Origin of the sequence: Spiroplasma endosymbiont of Thecophora atra, assembly GCF_964019735.1 — a bacterium.
GTDB lineage: Bacteria > Bacillota_I > Bacilli_A > Mycoplasmatales > VBWQ01 > Spiroplasma_E > Spiroplasma_E ixodetis_A.
This window is the reverse complement of sequence record NZ_OZ026464.1, coordinates 297546-317352: the sequence shown is the minus strand read 5'-3', so window position 1 is coordinate 317352 and position 19807 is coordinate 297546. Positions and strand designations below refer to the sequence as shown.

Here is a 19807-nt window from a genome sequence, read left to right as displayed (position 1 = left end):
TATATTATTAAAATTTAATATAAGTTTTTAACCTATTTACTTTATTTCAAAATAAATAGGTTTTTTGTTTTAATTTAGAAAAGGAAGATAAAGAAATTCCTAAAAATAAATTTTTAACAGCTATTGAAGAAGGTGACTTACAAACAGTTAAAACTTTACTATTTGATTCTGATAACAATAAGTTCGATATGGAGGGTGACTTAATAACAGCTGCTGATTATGGTCACATTGAAATAGTTAGATTTTTAATCCAAAATAATACTGATATCAATCATATAAATAGTACAAAAGATACTGCTTTAACACTAGCTGCTGAACAAGGTCACACAGAAATAGTTAATCTTTTAATAACAAACGGCGCTAACGTTAATCATATAAATAGTACAAAAGATACTGCTTTAACACTAGCTGCTGAACAAGGTCACACAGAAATAGTTAATCTTTTAATAACAAACGGCGCTAACGTTAATCATAAAACAAAATTTGGCAATACTGCTTTAACAAAGGCCGCCAAAAATGGCCATTTAAATGTAGTTGATTTATTAATAGCCAATGATGCTGACATTAATCAAATAAATTTACGTGGTGAAACTGCTTTAATAAGAGCACAAAAACAAAAACATACAAAAGTAGAAAAAATTTTAACAAAACAATGTTCTTTAGAATCTAATAAAAATGAAATCAATGCAACTAATTATAATAATAAACCATCAATAAAGGTTACTGTTTTTTTGTACTAAAAGAACAGTAACCTTTATTAAATGTTTAAGCTTATCTATTATAAAACTTTTTATTATTTATGCAATATTTTTAATATTATTAATTAATTTATAATTAATAGGATTATTAAAATTATTATCTTCGTGCACACATTTTCCAACATGAATATCATTAATACTGTTTTTTAATAAAACATTAACATTTTCTAAATTAACTCCACCACCAGCAAGAATTTTTATTGGTAAATTTAATTTCTTTAATTCTTTAAATTTATTAATATTATTCACAATATTATCTTGACCACCAGACGTTAAAACTGTAGTAACACCTAATTTTACTAATTGTTCTAAAGCTTGTTTTTTATTAAAAATTTCATCAAAAGCACGATGAAAAGTTATTTTTAAAGGCTTTGCTAATTTAATAATTTCACTCATTCTTTCAACATCAATATTATTATCTTTAGTTAAAATACCACAAACAATACCTGATGCATGAGTTGTTTTAATAAATTCAATATCTCTTTTAAAGATTTTAAAATCATTATCAGTAACATTAAAACCATTATTATTATTATTTCTAACCATAACCATTACTGGTTTCAATGAAATTTTACATGCTTCAGCAATCAATTCATAACTTGGAGTATAACCACCAAATTCCATAGCAGTACAAAGTTCAACTTGATCAGCTAAAGAATTATTAATTTTTTCTATATCTTTTAAAGATGTAGCTATTACTTCTAAAAACATAAAATATTTCTCCCCATCTTATTTTTTTGGTAAATAAGTTTTCAATAAACTAACTTTATCTAATTTCTCTCAAGGTAATTGTAAATCATTTCTACCAAAATGACCATAAGTTGATAATTGTTGATAATTTTGTTTCAATAACTCTAATTTATCAATCATAGCACTAGCAGAACAATCAAAGACTTGATAAATTATTTCTGTTAATTTTGCCTCTGTTAAACCGGAAATAATAGTTTGATGAGTATTAACAAATATTGCAATTGGTTCAGGAGTTCCAATTGCATAAGCTAATTGTACTTCACAAATCTTTGCTAAGTTAGCAGCAACAATATTTTTAGCAATATACCTAGCATAATAAGCACCCGTTCTATCAACTTTAGTGGGATCTTTTCCTGAAAAAGCTCCCCCACCATGACAAGCAGCTCCACCATAAGTATCAACCATTAATTTTCTTCCTGTTAAACCAGTATCACCGGCAGGTCCACCAATTACAAATTTACCGGTTGGATTAATTAAATATTTAAAATCAAGATTTAAATGATATTTATTAGCAATATATTGCATAATTTCTGTATGAATAAACGTTTTAAATTGTTTTTCATCATAATTTGCTTGATGTTGAATGCTCATTAAAATAGTATGTATTTTTAAATTTTTAGGGTCTTCTTGATCAATAGTAACTTGCGCTTTCATATCAAGAAGTGCATACTTAAATTTTTTTTCCTTTCGTAATTTTGTAGCTCGTTTAATTAATTCATGTGCTAAAACAATTGCTAATGGCATATATTCTGATGTTTGCTGACATGCATAACCAAACATTATTCCTTGATCACCAGCACCAATTTGATGATTTTTTAATTCAACACCTTGTAAAATATCAGGTGATTGTTCATGAATTAACACTTTAATTTCACAAGTAAAACCATTGAATCCAATTTCATCATTTATATAACCAATTTCAGTAATAACTTTTCGCGCAATTGCTTGATAATCAACTTGAGCGTGACTATGAACTTCACCGCCAATTAAAACAAAATTTGTAGTAATAAAAACCTCACATGCTACTTTGGCATGTGGATCTTGTTTTAAAAAAGCATCCAAAATTGCATCAGCAATTTGATCGCAAATCTTATCAGGATGACCAGGAGCAACAGACTCACTAGTAAAAAGAGGATGGGTAATATTAGGTATTAATTTCATATTTTTTAACCTTTCTCAAGTAAAATATTTTTTGTAATTCATGGCATAATTTCATTATCAAATATATCTTTAATATTAGGTTCATTAATTAAAGCATGTTTACCATCAAAAATAAAAACATAACTATGATGTTTCTTCCAATATTTTTTATTAATTTTAAGTTGATGAAAATCACTAAATACATCATCAGCGCTTTGCAAGATTAACGTTGGAAGTTTTGAATTACTAATTTCCATTATACTTTTTTTATTAATTTTTTTAAATTGTAGTAAAAAACGTAATGATCAATTTTGACGATTACTATATCTTTGATTTATATTAGTAATATGAGCATTATTACTAGAAATATCTTGATTTTCAACATAGATTGGCATTTGAATATTAGAATTAAAAATAAAAGCAAAACAAAAACAAATAATAAAACTTAATGAAAATTGATAAAGATTTTTTTTAGTCACTAAATTACTAGTAATTAATGCTGATACTTGTGAATTATTTTTAACAGCATGACTAGCAATAGCTGCGCCTAATGATTCACCAAAAACAATAATTTTTTGATTGGGATATTTAGATTTTACTGCACTTATTATATCTTTTAAATCATTAATATCAGTACCTAATGATTTAAATTTTCAATCTTGTCCATTTTTACCATTACCTCTTCGATCATAAGTAATCAAAGATAGTTGTGATTTTTTACAAAAAGAACTTAGTAATTTAAAATCATCTTTTTGACCTTGCAAGCCATGAGCACCAATAATAATGACTGTACTTTTATCAACCATTTGCTTAAATAATTTTACTTCATAACCATCACGTAAAATAATTACCTTTTCTCGTATTTCAGCAGCTTGTTGTACATGAACATTGTCTTTAATTTTTGCCATTAATAAAATTCTTAAAATTACTAATATACTAATCCCAATTAAAATCGAATATAAACCATTTTGTTCAGTAAAAAAATTAGCATTGTTTCATATCATGTTAAAGTTAGTCCCTTCCTATATTTGTAATTATTCGTAAATTTTAAAATTAGGTGCTTGTGGATGAATAAAAATACGTTCAATTTTTTGTGCTTTATTTGTTTCATCATTAATAGTTAATAAAACAGCTGAAAATTGACCTTCACCATCTGCTGGACTAAATTTTGCCGGCATACTTTTTTTATCACGAATAATAACTTCTTCAGCTTTAGCACCAATAATAGAATAAAACGGACCTGTCATTCCAACATCACTAATAAAAGCGGTACCTTTTGGTAATAAACGATTATCTGCTGTTTGAACATGAGTATGAGTTCCTACCACACAAGTAACTTGACCATCAAAATTTCAAGCAAAAGATAACTTTTCCGCTGTTGCTTCAGCATGAAAATCAATAATATGAATGTCACTTTTTTCTTCACTATTTTGTTTATCAATCGTAATAAGTTGTTCAAGAGCAAAATAAGGATTATCAGATTTATCCATGAAAGTACGACCAATTAAGTTTGTTACACGCACTTTTTTATTACCAACTTTAACTAAAATTGTACCATTACCTGGATGATAAGGATTATAATTTAAAGGACGCAATAAATCGGGAGTTGTATTAATATACTTAGCAACATCAGGATGACCAAAAATATGATTACCGGTAGTAATAATATCAATACCAGCATTTTTTAATTCATCATAGTGTTTTTTACATAATGATTTACCATGCGTAGTATTTTCACCATTCGCAACTACTAAATCAATCTTAAATTGATTTTCATATTCCTTTTTTATTTTAGGAATTCAATATTTAACCATTTGTCTACCAACAATACTGTAAATATCACCAATTATTAAAATTTTCATTAATTTCCACCTGCTTTATTCTATTTTATCAATTTCTTGTAAAACTTTAATAAAATTATACTTTTCCGTATATTTTTCATATATTACTTGTCGTTGTTTATATTTTTCATAAAGATGCAACTTACTTTCATATTTATTTAATAAAATAATAACTTTTTGTAGACTATCATGAACAGCCGTTCGTGATACTTTTTGTAAATCAGCGATTTCTTGTAAAGATAAATTCTCAATAAAGTAATTTGTAAAATATTGTTTTTGTTTTGCTGTTAATAATGTATTATAAAAAGCAAATAAACTATAATATAAAACTTGTTTTTCTAAACTATTCATTTTCATACTCCACAAACAAATCACTTGTTAAACTAAAAATATACTTATCTAAATCAAACTCTTCCAAGTCATTAATACCTTCACCAAAACCCATTAATTTAACAGGAATATCTAATTCTTCCTTAATAGCAAGAATAATACCACCTTTAGCAGTGCCATCCATTTTTGTTAAAATAATGCCAGTCAAAGAAACAATTTTCATAAATTCTTGCGCTTGATTAATACCGTTTTGTCCAGTTGTACCATCAATTACTAACAATGTTTCATTAGCTTCATGTCCTAATTTCTGAGTAATAATTTTATTAATCTTTTTTAACTCCTGCATCAAATTAACTTTATTTTCTAATCTTCCTGCCGTATCAACAATAATAACATCACAACCTTCAGATTTAGCTGCTTCAACTCCAGCATAAACAACACTAGCTGGATCTTGCTTTGGTGTTCCTAAATAACAAGGAATGCCAATTCTTTCTGCTCAAATTTGTAATTGTTCAACTGCACCAGCACGAAAAGTATCAGCAGCAACTAGAATTGGTTTTTTACCTTGTGTCTTTAATTTAGCTGCTAATTTAGCTGCTGATGTTGTCTTACCATTACCATTAACACCAACAACTAAAAATAACGAAATATTATTACTACTAAAATTTAATCTTGTAGAAACCAACTGACCATCAGTATAAATAACAAACATTTTATCAATAATAATATCATTAATATCTTTTGGTTTTGTTAATTTTTGGATTTTGGCTTCATGACGAATTTCATCAGTAATAGTTTCTGCCATTTTGTATCCAACATCTGCTAAAATTAATACTTCAGTTAATTCTTCAAAATATTGTTCATCAAGTTGATGATAACGCGCTGCTAATGCTTTAATTTTAGATGCAAATAATGTTCTTGACTTTTTAAGGCCCTGATCATATTTAGTTGTCTTTTGACCAAATAATTTTGTCTTTAAATTTTTAAAAAATGCCATATTTTCACCTACATTGTTTATTATACCAATAAATAACTAGTTATTTATGACATTAATACTTTAATTTTATTAAAATATTAATAGTACGATTTAAAAGTTTTATTTAATAAGTAATTTATTATATTTTAATTTAATAATAAATCCAAAAAATATCAATCAATTTTTCTTGATTTTAACTAAAAATAAAAGATTGCTTTTGCAATCTTTTTAACTTGTTTTATTAAATACATGATGAATTTGATGGTTTATATCCACTTGTTGAAGGTTGATTTTGTAAATCCATTGCATTTATTTTTTTAGTTTTATTAAAACTTAATCGGTTGATTTTTTCTTCAAATACATGTTTCTCATTATTAGCAATTTCTTTTTCTAATAATAAATTTTAAAGTTGATCAGTTTTAATTAAAATATCCTTATTTATATCTTTGTTCTTATTAACACAACCAAAAGTAAAAATAATAATAATATAATTTAACACTGAATTTATTTTTTTCTGTTCAAAACGTGCAATATCTCTTTCAATATTGGTAATTTTTTTAGTTATATTTAATAAATTTTTTTGATTTTGTTTTATTTTTAATTTTTTCATTTTTTTAAAAAAAATTCAGAAACTTTCTTATCTTTTGAAAAATCTTTGGCAAAAGATAAACTATCATTACCCATTTTATCTTTCTCAATAAAATTAGCACCTTTTTCAACTAATAAATTAATAAATTTTAAATCAGCATTACCCATTATAGCATAATGTAAAGGAGTATTATCTCTATTATTTTTGGCATTTATATTAGCACCATATTTAATTAATAGATCTGCAGTTTCTAAAAAATTATGAAAACATGCATAATGTAAAGGAGTATTACCAGAATTATCTTTTTCATTTATATTTAAATTATTTACTTTATTAGTAAGAAAATAAATAACTACCTTATTATTACCATTTTTTAAAAAGTGCTGAGTTATACTTGTAAGTGCAAGTAAATAAAATTGCAAAAAATTCTCATATAAAAATTTCATAATGCTAAATTTAGTTTAGAAAAAAGTAAGGAGTTTTTATATGAGTTATAAACATCTTGGCATAGATGAAAGGATTTATATTGAGAATCAATTGAAATTTAAATTTAAAATTAGTGAAATAGCTAAAAATCTTAATCGAAGTATTAGTACTATTATTCGAGAAATTAATAGAAATAAAGATAATAATCATTATTTTTCATTAATTGCACAAAATAAAGCTGAAAATCGAAAACAATCACATATTAGTTTTCATAAGTTTAAAAATAAGAATTTAGTAAAATATGTACAACAAAAATTACTATTAGGTTGATCACCTGAACAAATTTATGGCAGAATTAAAAATTTTCATAAAGAGTGAGTTATTAGTTTTAAAACAATTTATACTTGAATTTATTTTGGAATGCTTGATAAAGTTACTAGTAAAAATTTAAGAAGAAAAGGTAAAAAACGAAAATCTAAAGAAAATCGTGGCAAGTTTAATGGTAAATCAATTAAAGAACGAGATATAAATGTTAATGATCGTATAACACTTGGTCATTGAGAAGGAGATACTATAGTATCATCACGAGGTAAAAGCAAATCATGTTTAATAACTTTAGTTGAAAGAGTATCACGATTTACTTTAGCAATATTAGTTAAAAACAGAACTACTAAAGTTATTAATAAAAATGTTAGTTATTATTTATCAATTCTTCCTAAAAACATTGTTAAAACTATTACTTTTGATCGTGGCAAAGAATTTTCAAATTGACAACAACTTGAAAAAAATTTAGATATAAAAATTTATTTTGCCAATCCATATTCACCTTGACAAAGAGGTACTAATGAAAATACTAATGGTTTAATTAGAGAAAAATTTCCTAAAAAATTTATTTTTTCAAAAACTAATAAAAATGAAGTTCATAAATTTATATTGTCTTTAAACCAAAGACCAAGAAAAATACTAAATTATCTTTCACCAATCGAATATTTGGATAGAAAAATAATTTAGTTGCACTTACCTTTACAATTTAGCAAGTAAATAAAAAGTTTTTGATCAAAAACTTTTCTTAAGTTTTCATCTGTTAATATTCTTTTTGCTTCATTCAATTCTTGCATTTTAAGTTTTGATTGAGGATTATTATTTTTATCTGGATGAGTTTTTAGAGCAGTCTGTTTGAATTTTTTTTAATTTCTGCTACTGATGCTGTTGGTAATACATTTAATATATCATAATAATTAAAAATTAATGATTCATCTTTCAAAATTCTTTTTTTCTCCTTTCAAATTAAAAAACCCATTTACTTTAAAAATAAAGTAATGAGTTAAAAACAATATTTAGTTTTCAAATAAAGTATACATATTTGACTATTAATTTGGTAAATTTAAATATTTAAATTTACCAAACATTCTTTAGTGAACTTTATTTTATTCATCAGATTTTAATAATTCAATTAAATTCATTTTATTTAATTCATGATTATTAATAATAAATGTTGATATATATATACCACCAATTATGATAAAACTTACTGGTAATATTCATCATGTTATTGTAAATGGTAAAGCCACACCAACAAAACTAATAAGAATATTAATTAAACCATAAATAGCAAGGTAACCTAGGGCAAACCCTACAATATAACCAAGTAATGCTCAAGGTGTAAAAATACCTAAAGTAAAAGAATTAATTTCTAAATTAGTATATCCTTCTGCTTTCATATGAGCCATAAAACGACGAAATTGATCGGTAAATAAATCAGTAATCATAATAACAATTAATATTGAACAAATAATCGTTGTCACAATAAATAAAGCACTAGCACTGAAAGCAATATCTGATATTTTAGTAAGCATTGCTTGTTGTCTTGATAATAAATAATTTTTTTTAACCATTGGTATATTTTGATTACCACTTAAACTAGTGGTTGCATAAATAGTATAATCATCTAAATTTGATTTAAAACTCATTCTTCCAATTAAATCAAAAACATTAGCATTAGCACTTAACTTACCATTAAATCATTGAAATACATCCGTTCCTGAATAATAAGGATTATCATCAATATAACTATAACCCATAATTTCATTAGCTCATTTTTGATCAACATAGGCTTTAGGAGTATCATAAGAATCTTGAATTCCCACAACTTGATATGTATGAAGTGGATTATCATTACCCGTAATATTTTTTCATCATGTTGGCATGTTATTTTTAATATCTGCTTGTAAACTATCAGCATTAATATTATTTTCTTTAGTTAAAATATTATTATTAACCATTCCCATAAATCATTCTGCTGGGCGGTTTAATAAAATACTTAATGGATCTTTAGGATCAAATCCATTATATGGCTTTACCAAATCATATGAAAAAGGTCTAATTCATTTACCTGTTGAATCGGAAATACGTGATAAATCAAAATCAATAGTTTTAGCATTATCAGCTATTGGAATTTTACCAGTTTTAGCACTACCACTAATATCAGAAGGCAATTTTAATCAAATATCATTAACATTATTTCAAGTACTAGGTTCATTATTTATAATTGGTTGTCCTTTTTCATTATACATACCATTATACCTAGTACCATGGATATCCCTATATTCTTTACTATTATCAGATAATTTTATTTTTTGATCACCACGATAATTTCATTTTGTTCCACTTTTTGATCAGATGCCACCATTTGTAGTATAAGAATCTGTTGGTGGTGTTTCACCGTAATATCAATTTTCTTTTGGTAAAGGAATACTTTTACCATCAATATTTTTATAACATAAAGTATTAACTTGTGGTACACCACTAAATTGTGAACCAACATCTAATCCAAATTTAGATTGAAAAGCACGATTGATAACCATTGGAATAGCATTAGCATTAGCATTATATTTTAAAGCTTTAACTTCATCATTTTTTAATACTAACATTGCAGTATTGGGATTAATCCCAATAACATCCATTAGTTCTTTTTTAGCAATTTTTGTACTTTCATCAACACCAACTTTAAACTGTGTTACTAATTCTTCATCTGGTCCATTAATATCGCCATTATTAGTAGTTTTTGGATTAAAAGCAATAGAATTATGACCAATACTAAAATAATCATAAGGATCTTCTTTAATATTAGGTCTTGGCAAACTATCAATACTCTGACGAACAAAGCCCGGTAATACTTGCTTTAAAATTTCTTTAATTGCCTCTGGACCAGGTGGCACTCCAGGATTGGAAACTTGCAAAATATTAGGTAATTGACCACTTGCAAAATTAACAATATTATATGAAAATATTTTTGATGGTGTATTATCTTCTTTACTTAAATCAGTTATTAACTGATTACTAAAAGCTTTGCCACCTAATCAACTATATGATCAAACTAAATCATTAAGATCTAATGTCCCTGTTGATTGTTCTTGATAATAAGAGGACATTTTTTTTATAAACTCTGCTCTTTCAGATTCAGGAAAAGATGAATCAAAAGTAAAAATATCAGCAAAATTATTAGTTAATTTTTCTTTTTTAAACAATAATGGATTATATCATCCAACACGTGCCTTTTTCTCATCATAAACAATTTTATCTTCAGGTCAAGGCATAGCACCATAAGTTGGATAATACTTCTCACCACTTGGTCGATTAAAAAAATCTCATGAATATAATCCATATTTACTCATCGGCATATTCGGCATTGGTGTTTGATACTCATAATAATTTTTATATTTTTGAGTTTTGAAATAATTAACTTTTAAGCTATTAATAGTGGCAGGAACTAGTGTTGTTGCTACAATTGAAAGTGAAGCTAAAGTAATAACTCCCGAAGTAACTAAAATCTTTTTTCAACTAGTTTTTGACAATGATAATAAAAAACGAAGACGAAAATTATTTTGTAAAAACTTGCTAGTTCTATTTTTAGGAACACCTAAAGCTAAATCACTATCTTTTTTAATTAAAAATAAAGGATCACGTTTTAAAAGACGAAAGGCAGTTAATAAAGTAACAATTGTAATAAAACCAATAATTAAAACAATTGAAATAAATAATGGAACAACATCAAAGTTAAAAACATTATATGGTAAAACAAATAAAGTATTAAAAATCTCAGTTAAATATACCTGAATTACAAGACCAACAATTCAGCCAATTGGAATTGCAATTAATAGCGTTAATAATGGATATGCCAAATAAGAAATCGTAATTTGTCATGTTTTATAACCTATTGATTTTAAAATACCCATTGAAACTTGTCCATGTTGGATTGCCTTTTTAACAATTAAAGTGGTGATAAAAATAACAACCGCTAGTAAAAATAATACTCCTGCTATTGCTGCAAATAAAAATCCAATTATTGCTGAATTAAATATCTTTTCTTTACTATTATAAAGCGAAAACTGACTATTACTACTTGTAACTACAGGATTTGGATTAATAAGGTATGTAGAAGATGATTGTGGTGTTGAATCTGTATTACCATATTTCTCAACTAAATACTTATTATAATCATATTGATTTAAATCACTAACACCATTATCACTAAATATTGTTTTTTGAAAAAAATCATTAAATAAATCAACATCAAATTCATGAATACTATTTTTAGGAATATTATTTCATTTTGTAAAATACATTAAAGTATTATCGGTTTTATCTGCTGTCTTATATCAATTTCCATCATTTCATGCTGAAGGTGTAACATAAGCAATAAATTCAGTTCTTGTATTAGGAATTGGATCTAAGTCACTAATCGTTGGATAAATATCATAAGCATCACCACCAATACCACTAACAATAAAGTCAGTACCATTAATATTAATATGATCGCCTGGTTTATACGCTTTATTACTTTTATTTTTTCTTGCATATTGTGGCGTAATAACTATTTCATTTTTACTTGTTGGTGCAACACCTTCAAATACTTTTAGATTAGTATGATTTAAAGCATTAGGTAAACCAATATCAATAATTTTAGTATTAATTTGAGTATTATTAATTACTCCAGCACTGGCAGTAAATTGATTACGAACATATAAATCACGCATTTGTAATGCTGCAACCGCACGAATTAAATATGTAGAAAATGCATCTCTTTCAGTGCCATCACTAATCACATTATAGTTAAAAGGTGAATGATAACCAATAGAAGTATTAGTAAAATTAGTATAAATATTACTATCTGATTCTGTTACAGAAAAATTACGATAAATTCTCATTCATTGACCATTCATACCATAATCATTATCTAATCTTGGATCAGGTTCAGTTTCCTTAACTACTTTAATAAAAAGTTCATTTCTTTCTGTTGGATCTTGCAAATTAACACTATCAGGAATAGTAGCATCATTAGAAGAAGATCTAAAATTTATTTTATTTTCTAAAATTCAAGTGGTAACTTTATCATTATCAGTTTCCTTTAATATCGGATCTGTTGAATGTTTTGTAATCCATTCCTTAATAAAAGTATTAATAGATTGAAGAATATTGGGTGCTGTTTTTTTTAAAAAAACATCACGATATAAATCATCTGTTGCTGTTTTAAAATGGTTTTTTAAATTTTCATTAGCAGCATTTTTTGATTTTAATAATAATTGACCATAGATGCTTGCTTTAACATTATTATTATTCAAATTAAAAACTAAAGGATTATCCGGATTTGTTCATCTTATATCATTAAACCCAGTAATATTGCCTGTATTATCACGAGTATAATCAATAGTTAAGTTATCTTTAGTGATTGGTAGTATTTCTTGATCTGTACCTATTTTTGTATCATCAAAATAAAGCGCTTTAGTACTTTTACTATTAGTTCCATCTTGAACATAAAATCGACCTAACTTTAAACTAAAAGCTTGATTAGCAATTTGTTTAATACCTTGTGACACTGGTGAATAAGGTAAAACAGCATCAAACTTAAGATCATTTAATCCTAATTGATTACTTCCTTCAATCATTCTAACGTATGATATTCAACTTCCAGTAACCAACGAAGTTGCAAAAGCAGTAAGTAATAGTAAAATAACTAATTGTAATTTACTTTTTCATGTAGCAACTAAAGTCTGCTTTAATAGTAACGCATTCTTAAATAAACTTTTTTTTGATTTCTTATTAGTAGATACCATTTTTTTATTATTCGCTTTTTCGCGTTTATTTAACCTTGCCATTACAGTTCTCCCTAATTCCTGAAATTAAAATTTTGCATTTAATTTTAATTATTAAGTTCACATATGGATTAATAATATCACACTTATACAAAATTAATATATAGGATAATTTTAAAATAAATAATAGATAGTTTTTATAATGTTTAATTTTTCTCTGTTTGATATATTACCATATTTAAATTGTTTATTTAAATAAATTTTAAAATTAAAATAACTAATGATACAATTTGTAAGAAATGAATTTAATTATTTTCAGAGTTAAATATATTAAATTTTAGTAAAATAAAATTGACAAAAATAACACTTTATTTAAGGAGAACTGCTATGAAAAAAGTATTTACCAAGTTAGGAATTATCTTAATAGCAAGTGCCACTATTTTACCTCTATCGGCTTGTACCTTTAATTTTTATGTTAACCGTGTAACTAATAGTATCGCTAAAAGTTTTGCTGACCAAACTTCTGCTTTAATTAAAAGTATGGTTATGTCAAAAGAGTTAGGTGCTGATACTAGTAGTACTAATGATGATATTATGGGAAAAATTAAAATTAATAGTATTAATAATTTAACTAAAAATACTAGTTTAAATAATTGAGGTGATTTACAAACACGTTGAGGGAAAAATGGAAAAATTGATGTAAATAACTTTGATCCTGATAATTTTTTTAAAGCTTCTGGAACAGGTGAATTAACTAAAACCATCAATAGTAAAAAGCAAGTTAATGATGTTTTTTCATCACTTGATTATATTAGAACTATATCAATTATGGCTAACCCGCAATTAGAAAATATAGTTGTAGGTGCTGGTATGAACCCCATTTCTAGTTTTTTAAAATCATTACAAGGTGACTTAAGCAGTTTACCAGCTGGATTACAATTAGTTGCTAATTTAATTAATAACTATGGTTCTAATTTTTTAAATCCGCTAACTAGAATATTTGGTAATTTAGTCAATGGCAGTTGATCTGATCAACAAACTTCTACACCCACTGATGAAGAAACATTAACTAAGTTTATGAATAATTGAAAAGATGATAGTGGTCAACCTTATAGCGCTTGAAATGATGATGGAAAATGAAAAATAAGTCCAAGTTTTGGTCAATTTCCTGGTCATAAAGTTGAAAATTGAAAATCAAAACAAGATTATGATTTATATCATGGTGGCACTTTAATTAATTACTTGTTTTGAAAAATGAGTGAAGACAATAAAATTTTTGGTAAAGATGGTAAAACTCCAAGGTATTTAGGTAATATTCTTTCAGAATATATAACTGTTAATGGTATAAATCCACCGGATGTTCAATCTGATGATAAAGGATTTTTTGCTGATATTGAAAAATACTTTCCCTATCTTTTAACTAACCCACTTTATATCTTAACAATTATTGAAGCAATTATTCCGGTTATTAAAAAATGAATATTAGATATGCCCGATATTACTGAAGGTGTTAAAAACTTAACAATTGGTAATGATTATCCATCAAAGCCAAGTGCTGGTAGCTATAATTTACTTGACATTATCAATACTATAAAATCTTTAATTAACCAACCAGAAAAATTAAAACAAATACTTCTAACCGTATTTGGTAAAACTACAGCAGAAACTCGTGGTTTCGATACATTTCTTTATGATGTTAAACTTAATTTAAAAGTTAAAATTGGTCCTTTACCTATATCAGCAAATTTAACCTTAGGCGGGCTTATTGGTGATAGTGCATATGATCCTAGTCCATTAATTGATACCATTATCAAAGCAATTAATACAGATAGTGTTAAAAACATTATTACTAGTATTACTGATCTAATTACCAAAATTTCAGAACAATACCCAGGTAATGAAGGTATTAATATTGATCTACAAGATTTAGAGAATTTTTTATTTAATAATACTACTGGTCTCTTAATAATTCTTAAAAATGATACTATTGTTACTCTAAAAAACATAATTAATAAAAGTGATGTAACAGCAACCGATGTCGAAGAATTATATAAATCATTAGGTGGACACATTAATAAAGATGATCCAGAATATCCAACTTTTACTCAGGGTTCAATACTTGATATTTTACAAAAAACTATGCTTGAACCAAACAGTCAACTAAATAATATCTTAAATTTATTACTTGGTACTACTGATGAAAGTCATAAATTAGGAATTAAAAATATTATTACTGCTAATAATAATCAATGAATTAAAGATAACTATGAAGTTTATTTTGATGCTGATAACACAACCGGCATTAATAAAAAAATAGGTAATACTTCTAATATTACTATGACTAAAACTACCATCAATAATATCGAAACAATTAATTTAAAATATGATTTTACATATAAAATTAAAAACACTACATATCATTTTATTATCACTGCTATTGATATTGAAAATTTAATTGATTTTCAAGGTATACGTACTTTTAAATTTAAAAGTATTACTTTAGTAAAATAAAAAACTAATTTTAATGTATTATTTACTAGATATTTAATAAAAAAATAATAGTTATCATAATAATAATTATTTTTAACTATAAAATATATGACTATATACTATACAATTTTAATTTTAATGCTATACTTAATTAAGTGCTTATTAATCTCATTATATCAGATATTATTATCAGATTTATCAATTAGGCGCCAGAAAGAAGAGGCATTGTTAATGGAAAACAATCAAACAATAGAAGCATTATTAGAAGAAATTAAAGTTTTAAAAGAAACAGTAATTACTATTAATGCAAGTTTAACAACACTTGTAAAAATCACAGAAGAACGTGAAAAACGTTTTGTTGAACGTGGAGCAAGAACACAAGGGGATAGAAATTCTTCTGATCGTGGAAACTTTAGACCACGTTCTGACCGTGGTGATTCTAGTTGAGGAAACAGTGGTGGATTTAGCAGACGAGACCGTGACGACCGTAATCGTAAAGGATAATTTAAACAAATAAAAAAAACTTATAACTAAGATTTAGTTATAAGTTTTTTTTATTTGTTTAAATGTATAAATTAAATATTAAAAATAACTATTTTAATTTCACTAATTTGTTAATTTTTCAAAATCTAAAACCCCATCAACTCAACTATTATTAAAATTAGTATCATGAGTTGTCAATAATACAGTGCCTTCAAATTCTTGCAATGCTTTTAATAAAGACTCTTTAGCTAAAACATCAATATGATTAGTTGGCTCATCTAAAATTAATAAGTTATAAGGTTTTAATGCCAATGCTGCTAATCTAACCTTAGTTTGTTCACCACCAGAAAGTAAGTTCATTGGTTTCATTACTAAATTACTACGCAAACCAAAACTTGCTAAAATTCTTCTAATCTCAACATCATTTAATTTAATATCTAACTCTTTTAAATAATTAAATGGAGTAGTACTAGTCATTACTTCAGTTTGATGAAAATACGCTACTTGCATTCGATCATCTAAATTAATATTTCCAGCAAGTGCTGGAATATTACCAGCTAACGTTTGCAAGAAAGTAGTTTTACCAATTCCATTATACCCTTTAACAACTCACTTACTACCAGTCTTAATAACAAAAGTAAGCGGCTTAATTAATGGTTTATGATAACCTATTTCAAGGTTTTTAGCTTGGACAGCAATTGAACTTGTTGTTTTATAATACTTAAAATAAAACTTTGGAGGAGACTGGATTTGCTGTTTTTCTAAAACATTAATTTTGGATAATTGTTTTCTTCTTGATTCAGCACTTTTAGCAGTCGAAGCACGTGCTGCATTTTTACTAATATAAGTTTCTAATTTTTCAATTAATTTCTTTTGATTTGAATATGCTGATTCATATTGACGATGATGTAAACTTTTTTGTTCTAAAAAACTTTCAAAATTACCAACATAACGAGTAATCATATAATTATCAATATCAAAAATAATATTACATGTTGTATTAATAAAATTACGATCATGTGACACCAATAAAAATGCACTAGGGTAATTTTGTAAAAACTTAGTTAATCAATTAATTTGTTCAATATCCAAAAAATTAGTTGGTTCATCAAGTAATAAAAAATCATCTTCATTTAATAATAATTTTGCTAATAACACTTTTGCTCTTTGACCACCACTTAAACTACCTAAAGTTTGTTCTAAAAGTTGTAAATTAATACCCAATCCATCAACTAAACGACCAATTTTTTTACTAATAGTATCAAATCCTTGGTGTGTCAATTCATCTTGAATTTTCATTGCTTTCGTTAATAACTCTTCACTATAATTATTAGCCATTTCTGTATATAAGTTTTCCATTTGTTGTTCGCGTTCAAAAAGTTTTTGATAACTTTCACGCAAATATTGTAAAACTGTTAATTCTAAATTAACCTCTTGATGTTGATCCAAATACCCAATTTTAATTTTAGGATGAATATTTAAATTAATATGATCTGCAGATACTGTTCCATTAATAATATTTAATAATGTTGTTTTACCAACACCATTCATACCAATTAATGCCACATGTTCACCTTTATTAATTTGTAAAGTGGCGTTTTTATATAAAACTTTTCCACCATTAGCATGTGTTAAATTCTCAATTGTGACAATACTCATCTTATACCTCATTAATATTTTTTAATTACTTAGTAATAATAACATGAATATTAACCATAAAATAAGAGAAAAGAGAAAATAGTATTAATTTTATAGATTAAAATTTTATTATTTTCAACAAAATTGTTAACTTATTAATTATATTGAAATAAACATTTTACTTTATTTCAAGTATTAGTTGAAATTGGAATATTATTAATACTCTTTGCATCAAATTTTTCTTGAGTTTGATGAGACAATTTTCTATTTTTAATTATATTAATATTTTGTTCAAAACTTGGTCTAATTTCATCAAAAGGTATGTTTTTTTGAGAACTTAAATAGTTTTTTAAAACTCTAGAATTGATATTATGAAAATCTATTTCTTTTAAGTCTTCCATTTCTAGTTTTTTTGCTTTTTTTAATTCTACCAAGTTTCACATTTTTTTTAATAAAGGTTTAATTCCATATTCTTTTAGTAACTGAACGCCTAATACTGCTACAATTGCTAAAACTATACATCAACCTATAGGCAGAGCAGTAAATGTTGCTATTCCCAAAGCTGCAGGAGTTCATCAACAAAGAGCCATTGCAAAGGGAATTTTAAGAGCAAGAACAGAAATAATTCCCGAAACAAACCCAAAAAGATAAGTTTCAAGGGTAAAAATAGAAAATTTTCCAACTCACCTACCTAATTTACCTAAAATATTTTTACTTTCTTTAATCTTTTCATCATTATTAATGACACCATTAATATTTTCTTTATTTTTAAAATCCAAAATAGATTTTTTTCTAATAACTACTTGATTATCATTTTCATTTTTTATGAATTGACTTTCTTCTAAAAGTTCTTTTTTACAAAAATAAACTCTATATTGTTCTATTATTTTTTATTCAACATCAGTTTCTTTATTATTAATATATACTATCTTTTCTCATATCTCATCATTACTAAAATAAATTCTCGTCACAATGCAAGGACCATTATCTTTATCTTTTATTTTCTCAAAAAAATATTCATAAATTATAATATCCTTATTAATTTCTGTTTTATATACAAAATCATTTTCTGATTTTATTTTATATGTTATTAATTCTCTCTGTATTTTCTCTTTATTTTGATGTAAAGGTTCATCTCTAGTAATTCATCGACTTTTTTTACAATATCACTTATGGCTTTTGCTAATATCTGTTTCATTTTTTTCTCCTTATTTGATTAAAAAATAAAAAACCCATTTACTTTAAAATAATAAAGTAATAGGTTTAAATAAAAACTCATATACACACCAAACATCTTGTTATATTTTATATAATTTTTAAAACAAATTTATTTTTTCAAACTAGATCCCGCTTTGTTTTGTTTTTGTTGTTTTTTTTCTTCTTCTTTTTCTCTTTTTCATCTTTCTCTAGTTTCATTCACATCATTAATTTCCCATTTAGCAACTTTGCTTAAATCTGTTGGGCCATTAGGTTCTGTTTTTCATGGGTTTGACATTTTTTAATTTTCTCCTTACTTTAAACTTGAATATTTTTTCTCCATTTTAAATATTAAATATCCGACATCATTATATATCTTTTTTATTTTATTACTTTTATTAGTGTTTAAAAATTTCATAATATGTAAAAATTTTTACTAAAAATAAACACTCCATTAATGTACTAAGATTTTTTATAAAATTAAGATAAGTAAGGTAAAATTATTGCAATTTTTCCAAAAATATTTATCAAAAAAATCAAAAACTTATATAGAGTATGAATATATTTTTGAAAAAAAACTGAAAATATAAATTATTTCTAAAAATAATAACAAATTTCCTTGCAATTTAAATATTATTTGTTATTATTCTTATAAGGATTTAGATAGCCTAGGTCCTTTAAAATTAAGGTAATATGTCAAAACATTATTCAATTATAATATTTTTAAATATAAAAATTTAAAATTAATCTAAAACCCCTAATTTAAACTCTATAACCCCAATAACCTTAAATTTTATTTATAAATAACCCCCCCTTTTTTTTTATAAATGACATATTATCTTAGCAATAATTCTTGTGTAGACAAGAGCTGAAAAGCTCTTGTTTTTTATATATAAAAAAGAAAAAATGAATTTAAAAATTAAAAATTGAATGTTATAATAAAACTTAAGGATCTATTTATAAATATCCTTAATATTTAAATAATTAAGTTACAGAACTCTAATCACTATAAATATAATAATTCTCTTAAAATTAACCCTAAAACCTTATATTTATAATGTTTTCTACACAATTAAATCTGTAACTTAATTATTGTT

General features: G+C 25.1%; 16 protein-coding genes and 1 pseudogene. 4 read left to right on the top strand and 13 right to left on the bottom strand.

The genetic code is table 4. The features are described from left to right. Window positions 1–74 precede the first annotated feature (74 nt). A complete protein-coding gene (locus tag AACL05_RS01790) occupies window positions 75–740 on the top strand; it encodes an ankyrin repeat domain-containing protein (RefSeq protein WP_338986370.1) in 666 nt (221 codons plus the stop codon). Between the two features lie 57 nt (window positions 741–797). Here AACL05_RS01790 and AACL05_RS01785 read toward each other — a convergent pair whose 3' ends face one another. From AACL05_RS01785 to AACL05_RS01750, 8 genes are all read right to left on the bottom strand, one after another. Beyond that, a complete protein-coding gene (locus tag AACL05_RS01785; protein ID WP_338962034.1) occupies window positions 798–1469 on the bottom strand; it encodes a copper homeostasis protein CutC in 672 nt (223 codons plus the stop codon). An 18-nt stretch (window positions 1470–1487) separates the two neighbouring features. Further along, entirely contained in the window at window positions 1488–2663 is a 1176-nt protein-coding gene (gene metK, locus AACL05_RS01780) for a methionine adenosyltransferase (protein WP_422397364.1), read from the bottom strand. A gap of 11 nt (window positions 2664–2674) precedes the next feature. Next, window positions 2675–3652 carry an alpha/beta fold hydrolase gene (locus AACL05_RS01775; RefSeq protein WP_338962030.1) on the bottom strand — a complete coding sequence of 326 codons (978 nt, stop codon included), beginning with the start codon at window positions 3650–3652 and terminating at the stop codon, window positions 2675–2677. Between the two features lie 30 nt (window positions 3653–3682). Continuing rightward, on the bottom strand, window positions 3683–4510 hold the full coding sequence (locus AACL05_RS01770) for a TIGR00282 family metallophosphoesterase (protein WP_174480992.1): 828 nt from the start codon (window positions 4508–4510) through the stop codon (window positions 3683–3685). Window positions 4511–4525: 15 nt separating this feature from the next. Beyond that, on the bottom strand, window positions 4526–4840 hold the full coding sequence (gene ylxM, locus AACL05_RS01765) for a YlxM family DNA-binding protein (RefSeq protein ID WP_174481096.1): 315 nt from the start codon (window positions 4838–4840) through the stop codon (window positions 4526–4528). Further along, window positions 4833–5816, bottom strand: coding sequence for a signal recognition particle-docking protein FtsY (ftsY, locus tag AACL05_RS01760; RefSeq protein WP_281749505.1), 984 nt, complete (start codon window positions 5814–5816; stop codon window positions 4833–4835). Before ftsY ends, ylxM begins: the two co-directional genes overlap by 8 nt. A gap of 382 nt (window positions 5817–6198) precedes the next feature. Beyond that, window positions 6199–6405 (bottom strand): hypothetical protein, encoded by a 207-nt coding sequence (locus AACL05_RS01755; protein ID WP_338962026.1) that lies wholly within the window; start codon window positions 6403–6405, stop codon window positions 6199–6201. After that, on the bottom strand, window positions 6393–6830 hold the full coding sequence (locus AACL05_RS01750) for an ankyrin repeat domain-containing protein (RefSeq protein ID WP_338986152.1): 438 nt from the start codon (window positions 6828–6830) through the stop codon (window positions 6393–6395). The genes AACL05_RS01755 and AACL05_RS01750 overlap by 13 nt, the downstream gene beginning before the upstream one ends. A 40-nt stretch (window positions 6831–6870) precedes the next feature. On the opposite strand from AACL05_RS01750, the gene AACL05_RS01745 reads away from it, so the two are divergent. Beyond that, the gene (locus tag AACL05_RS01745; protein ID WP_338960236.1) at window positions 6871–7821 is read left to right on the top strand and encodes an IS30 family transposase; all 951 of its coding nucleotides are present in this window, start codon (window positions 6871–6873) and stop codon (window positions 7819–7821) included. On the opposite strand, the pseudogene AACL05_RS08720 reads toward AACL05_RS01745, so the two are convergent. Both AACL05_RS08720 and AACL05_RS01740 read right to left on the bottom strand, forming a co-directional pair. Further along, window positions 7818–7985 (bottom strand): annotated as a pseudogene (locus tag AACL05_RS08720) (DnaJ domain-containing protein); the annotation flags it as partial. The gene AACL05_RS01745 and the pseudogene AACL05_RS08720 sit on opposite strands and share 4 nt — an antisense overlap. 252 nt (window positions 7986–8237) lie before the next feature. After that, complete coding sequence (locus AACL05_RS01740; protein WP_338986151.1) at window positions 8238–12965, bottom strand: ABC transporter permease; 4728 nt, start codon at window positions 12963–12965, stop codon at window positions 8238–8240. Window positions 12966–13289: 324 nt separating this feature from the next. Here AACL05_RS01740 and AACL05_RS01735 point away from each other — a divergent pair, with 324 nt between their 5' ends. Beyond that, window positions 13290–15413, top strand: a complete 2124-nt coding sequence (locus AACL05_RS01735) for a hypothetical protein (protein ID WP_338986149.1) — start codon at window positions 13290–13292, stop codon at window positions 15411–15413. Window positions 15414–15623: 210 nt separating this feature from the next. Continuing rightward, on the top strand, window positions 15624–15896 hold the full coding sequence (locus tag AACL05_RS01730) for a hypothetical protein (RefSeq protein ID WP_338962018.1): 273 nt from the start codon (window positions 15624–15626) through the stop codon (window positions 15894–15896). 102 nt (window positions 15897–15998) lie between these two features. Here the strand turns inward: AACL05_RS01730 and AACL05_RS01725 are convergent, their stop codons facing one another. The 3 genes from AACL05_RS01725 to AACL05_RS01715 all read right to left on the bottom strand — a co-directional run bounded on the left by AACL05_RS01725 (window position 15999) and on the right by AACL05_RS01715 (window position 19008). Beyond that, window positions 15999–17534: an ABC-F family ATP-binding cassette domain-containing protein gene (locus AACL05_RS01725; protein ID WP_338962015.1), complete on the bottom strand. Its 1536-nt coding sequence runs from the start codon at window positions 17532–17534 to the stop codon at window positions 15999–16001. Window positions 17535–17668: 134 nt separating this feature from the next. Next, window positions 17669–18292 carry a hypothetical protein gene (locus tag AACL05_RS01720; RefSeq protein WP_338962012.1) on the bottom strand — a complete coding sequence of 208 codons (624 nt, stop codon included), beginning with the start codon at window positions 18290–18292 and terminating at the stop codon, window positions 17669–17671. A 548-nt stretch (window positions 18293–18840) separates the two neighbouring features. After that, a complete protein-coding gene (locus AACL05_RS01715; RefSeq protein ID WP_338962009.1) occupies window positions 18841–19008 on the bottom strand; it encodes a hypothetical protein in 168 nt (55 codons plus the stop codon). Window positions 19009–19807: the final 799 nt, after the last annotated feature.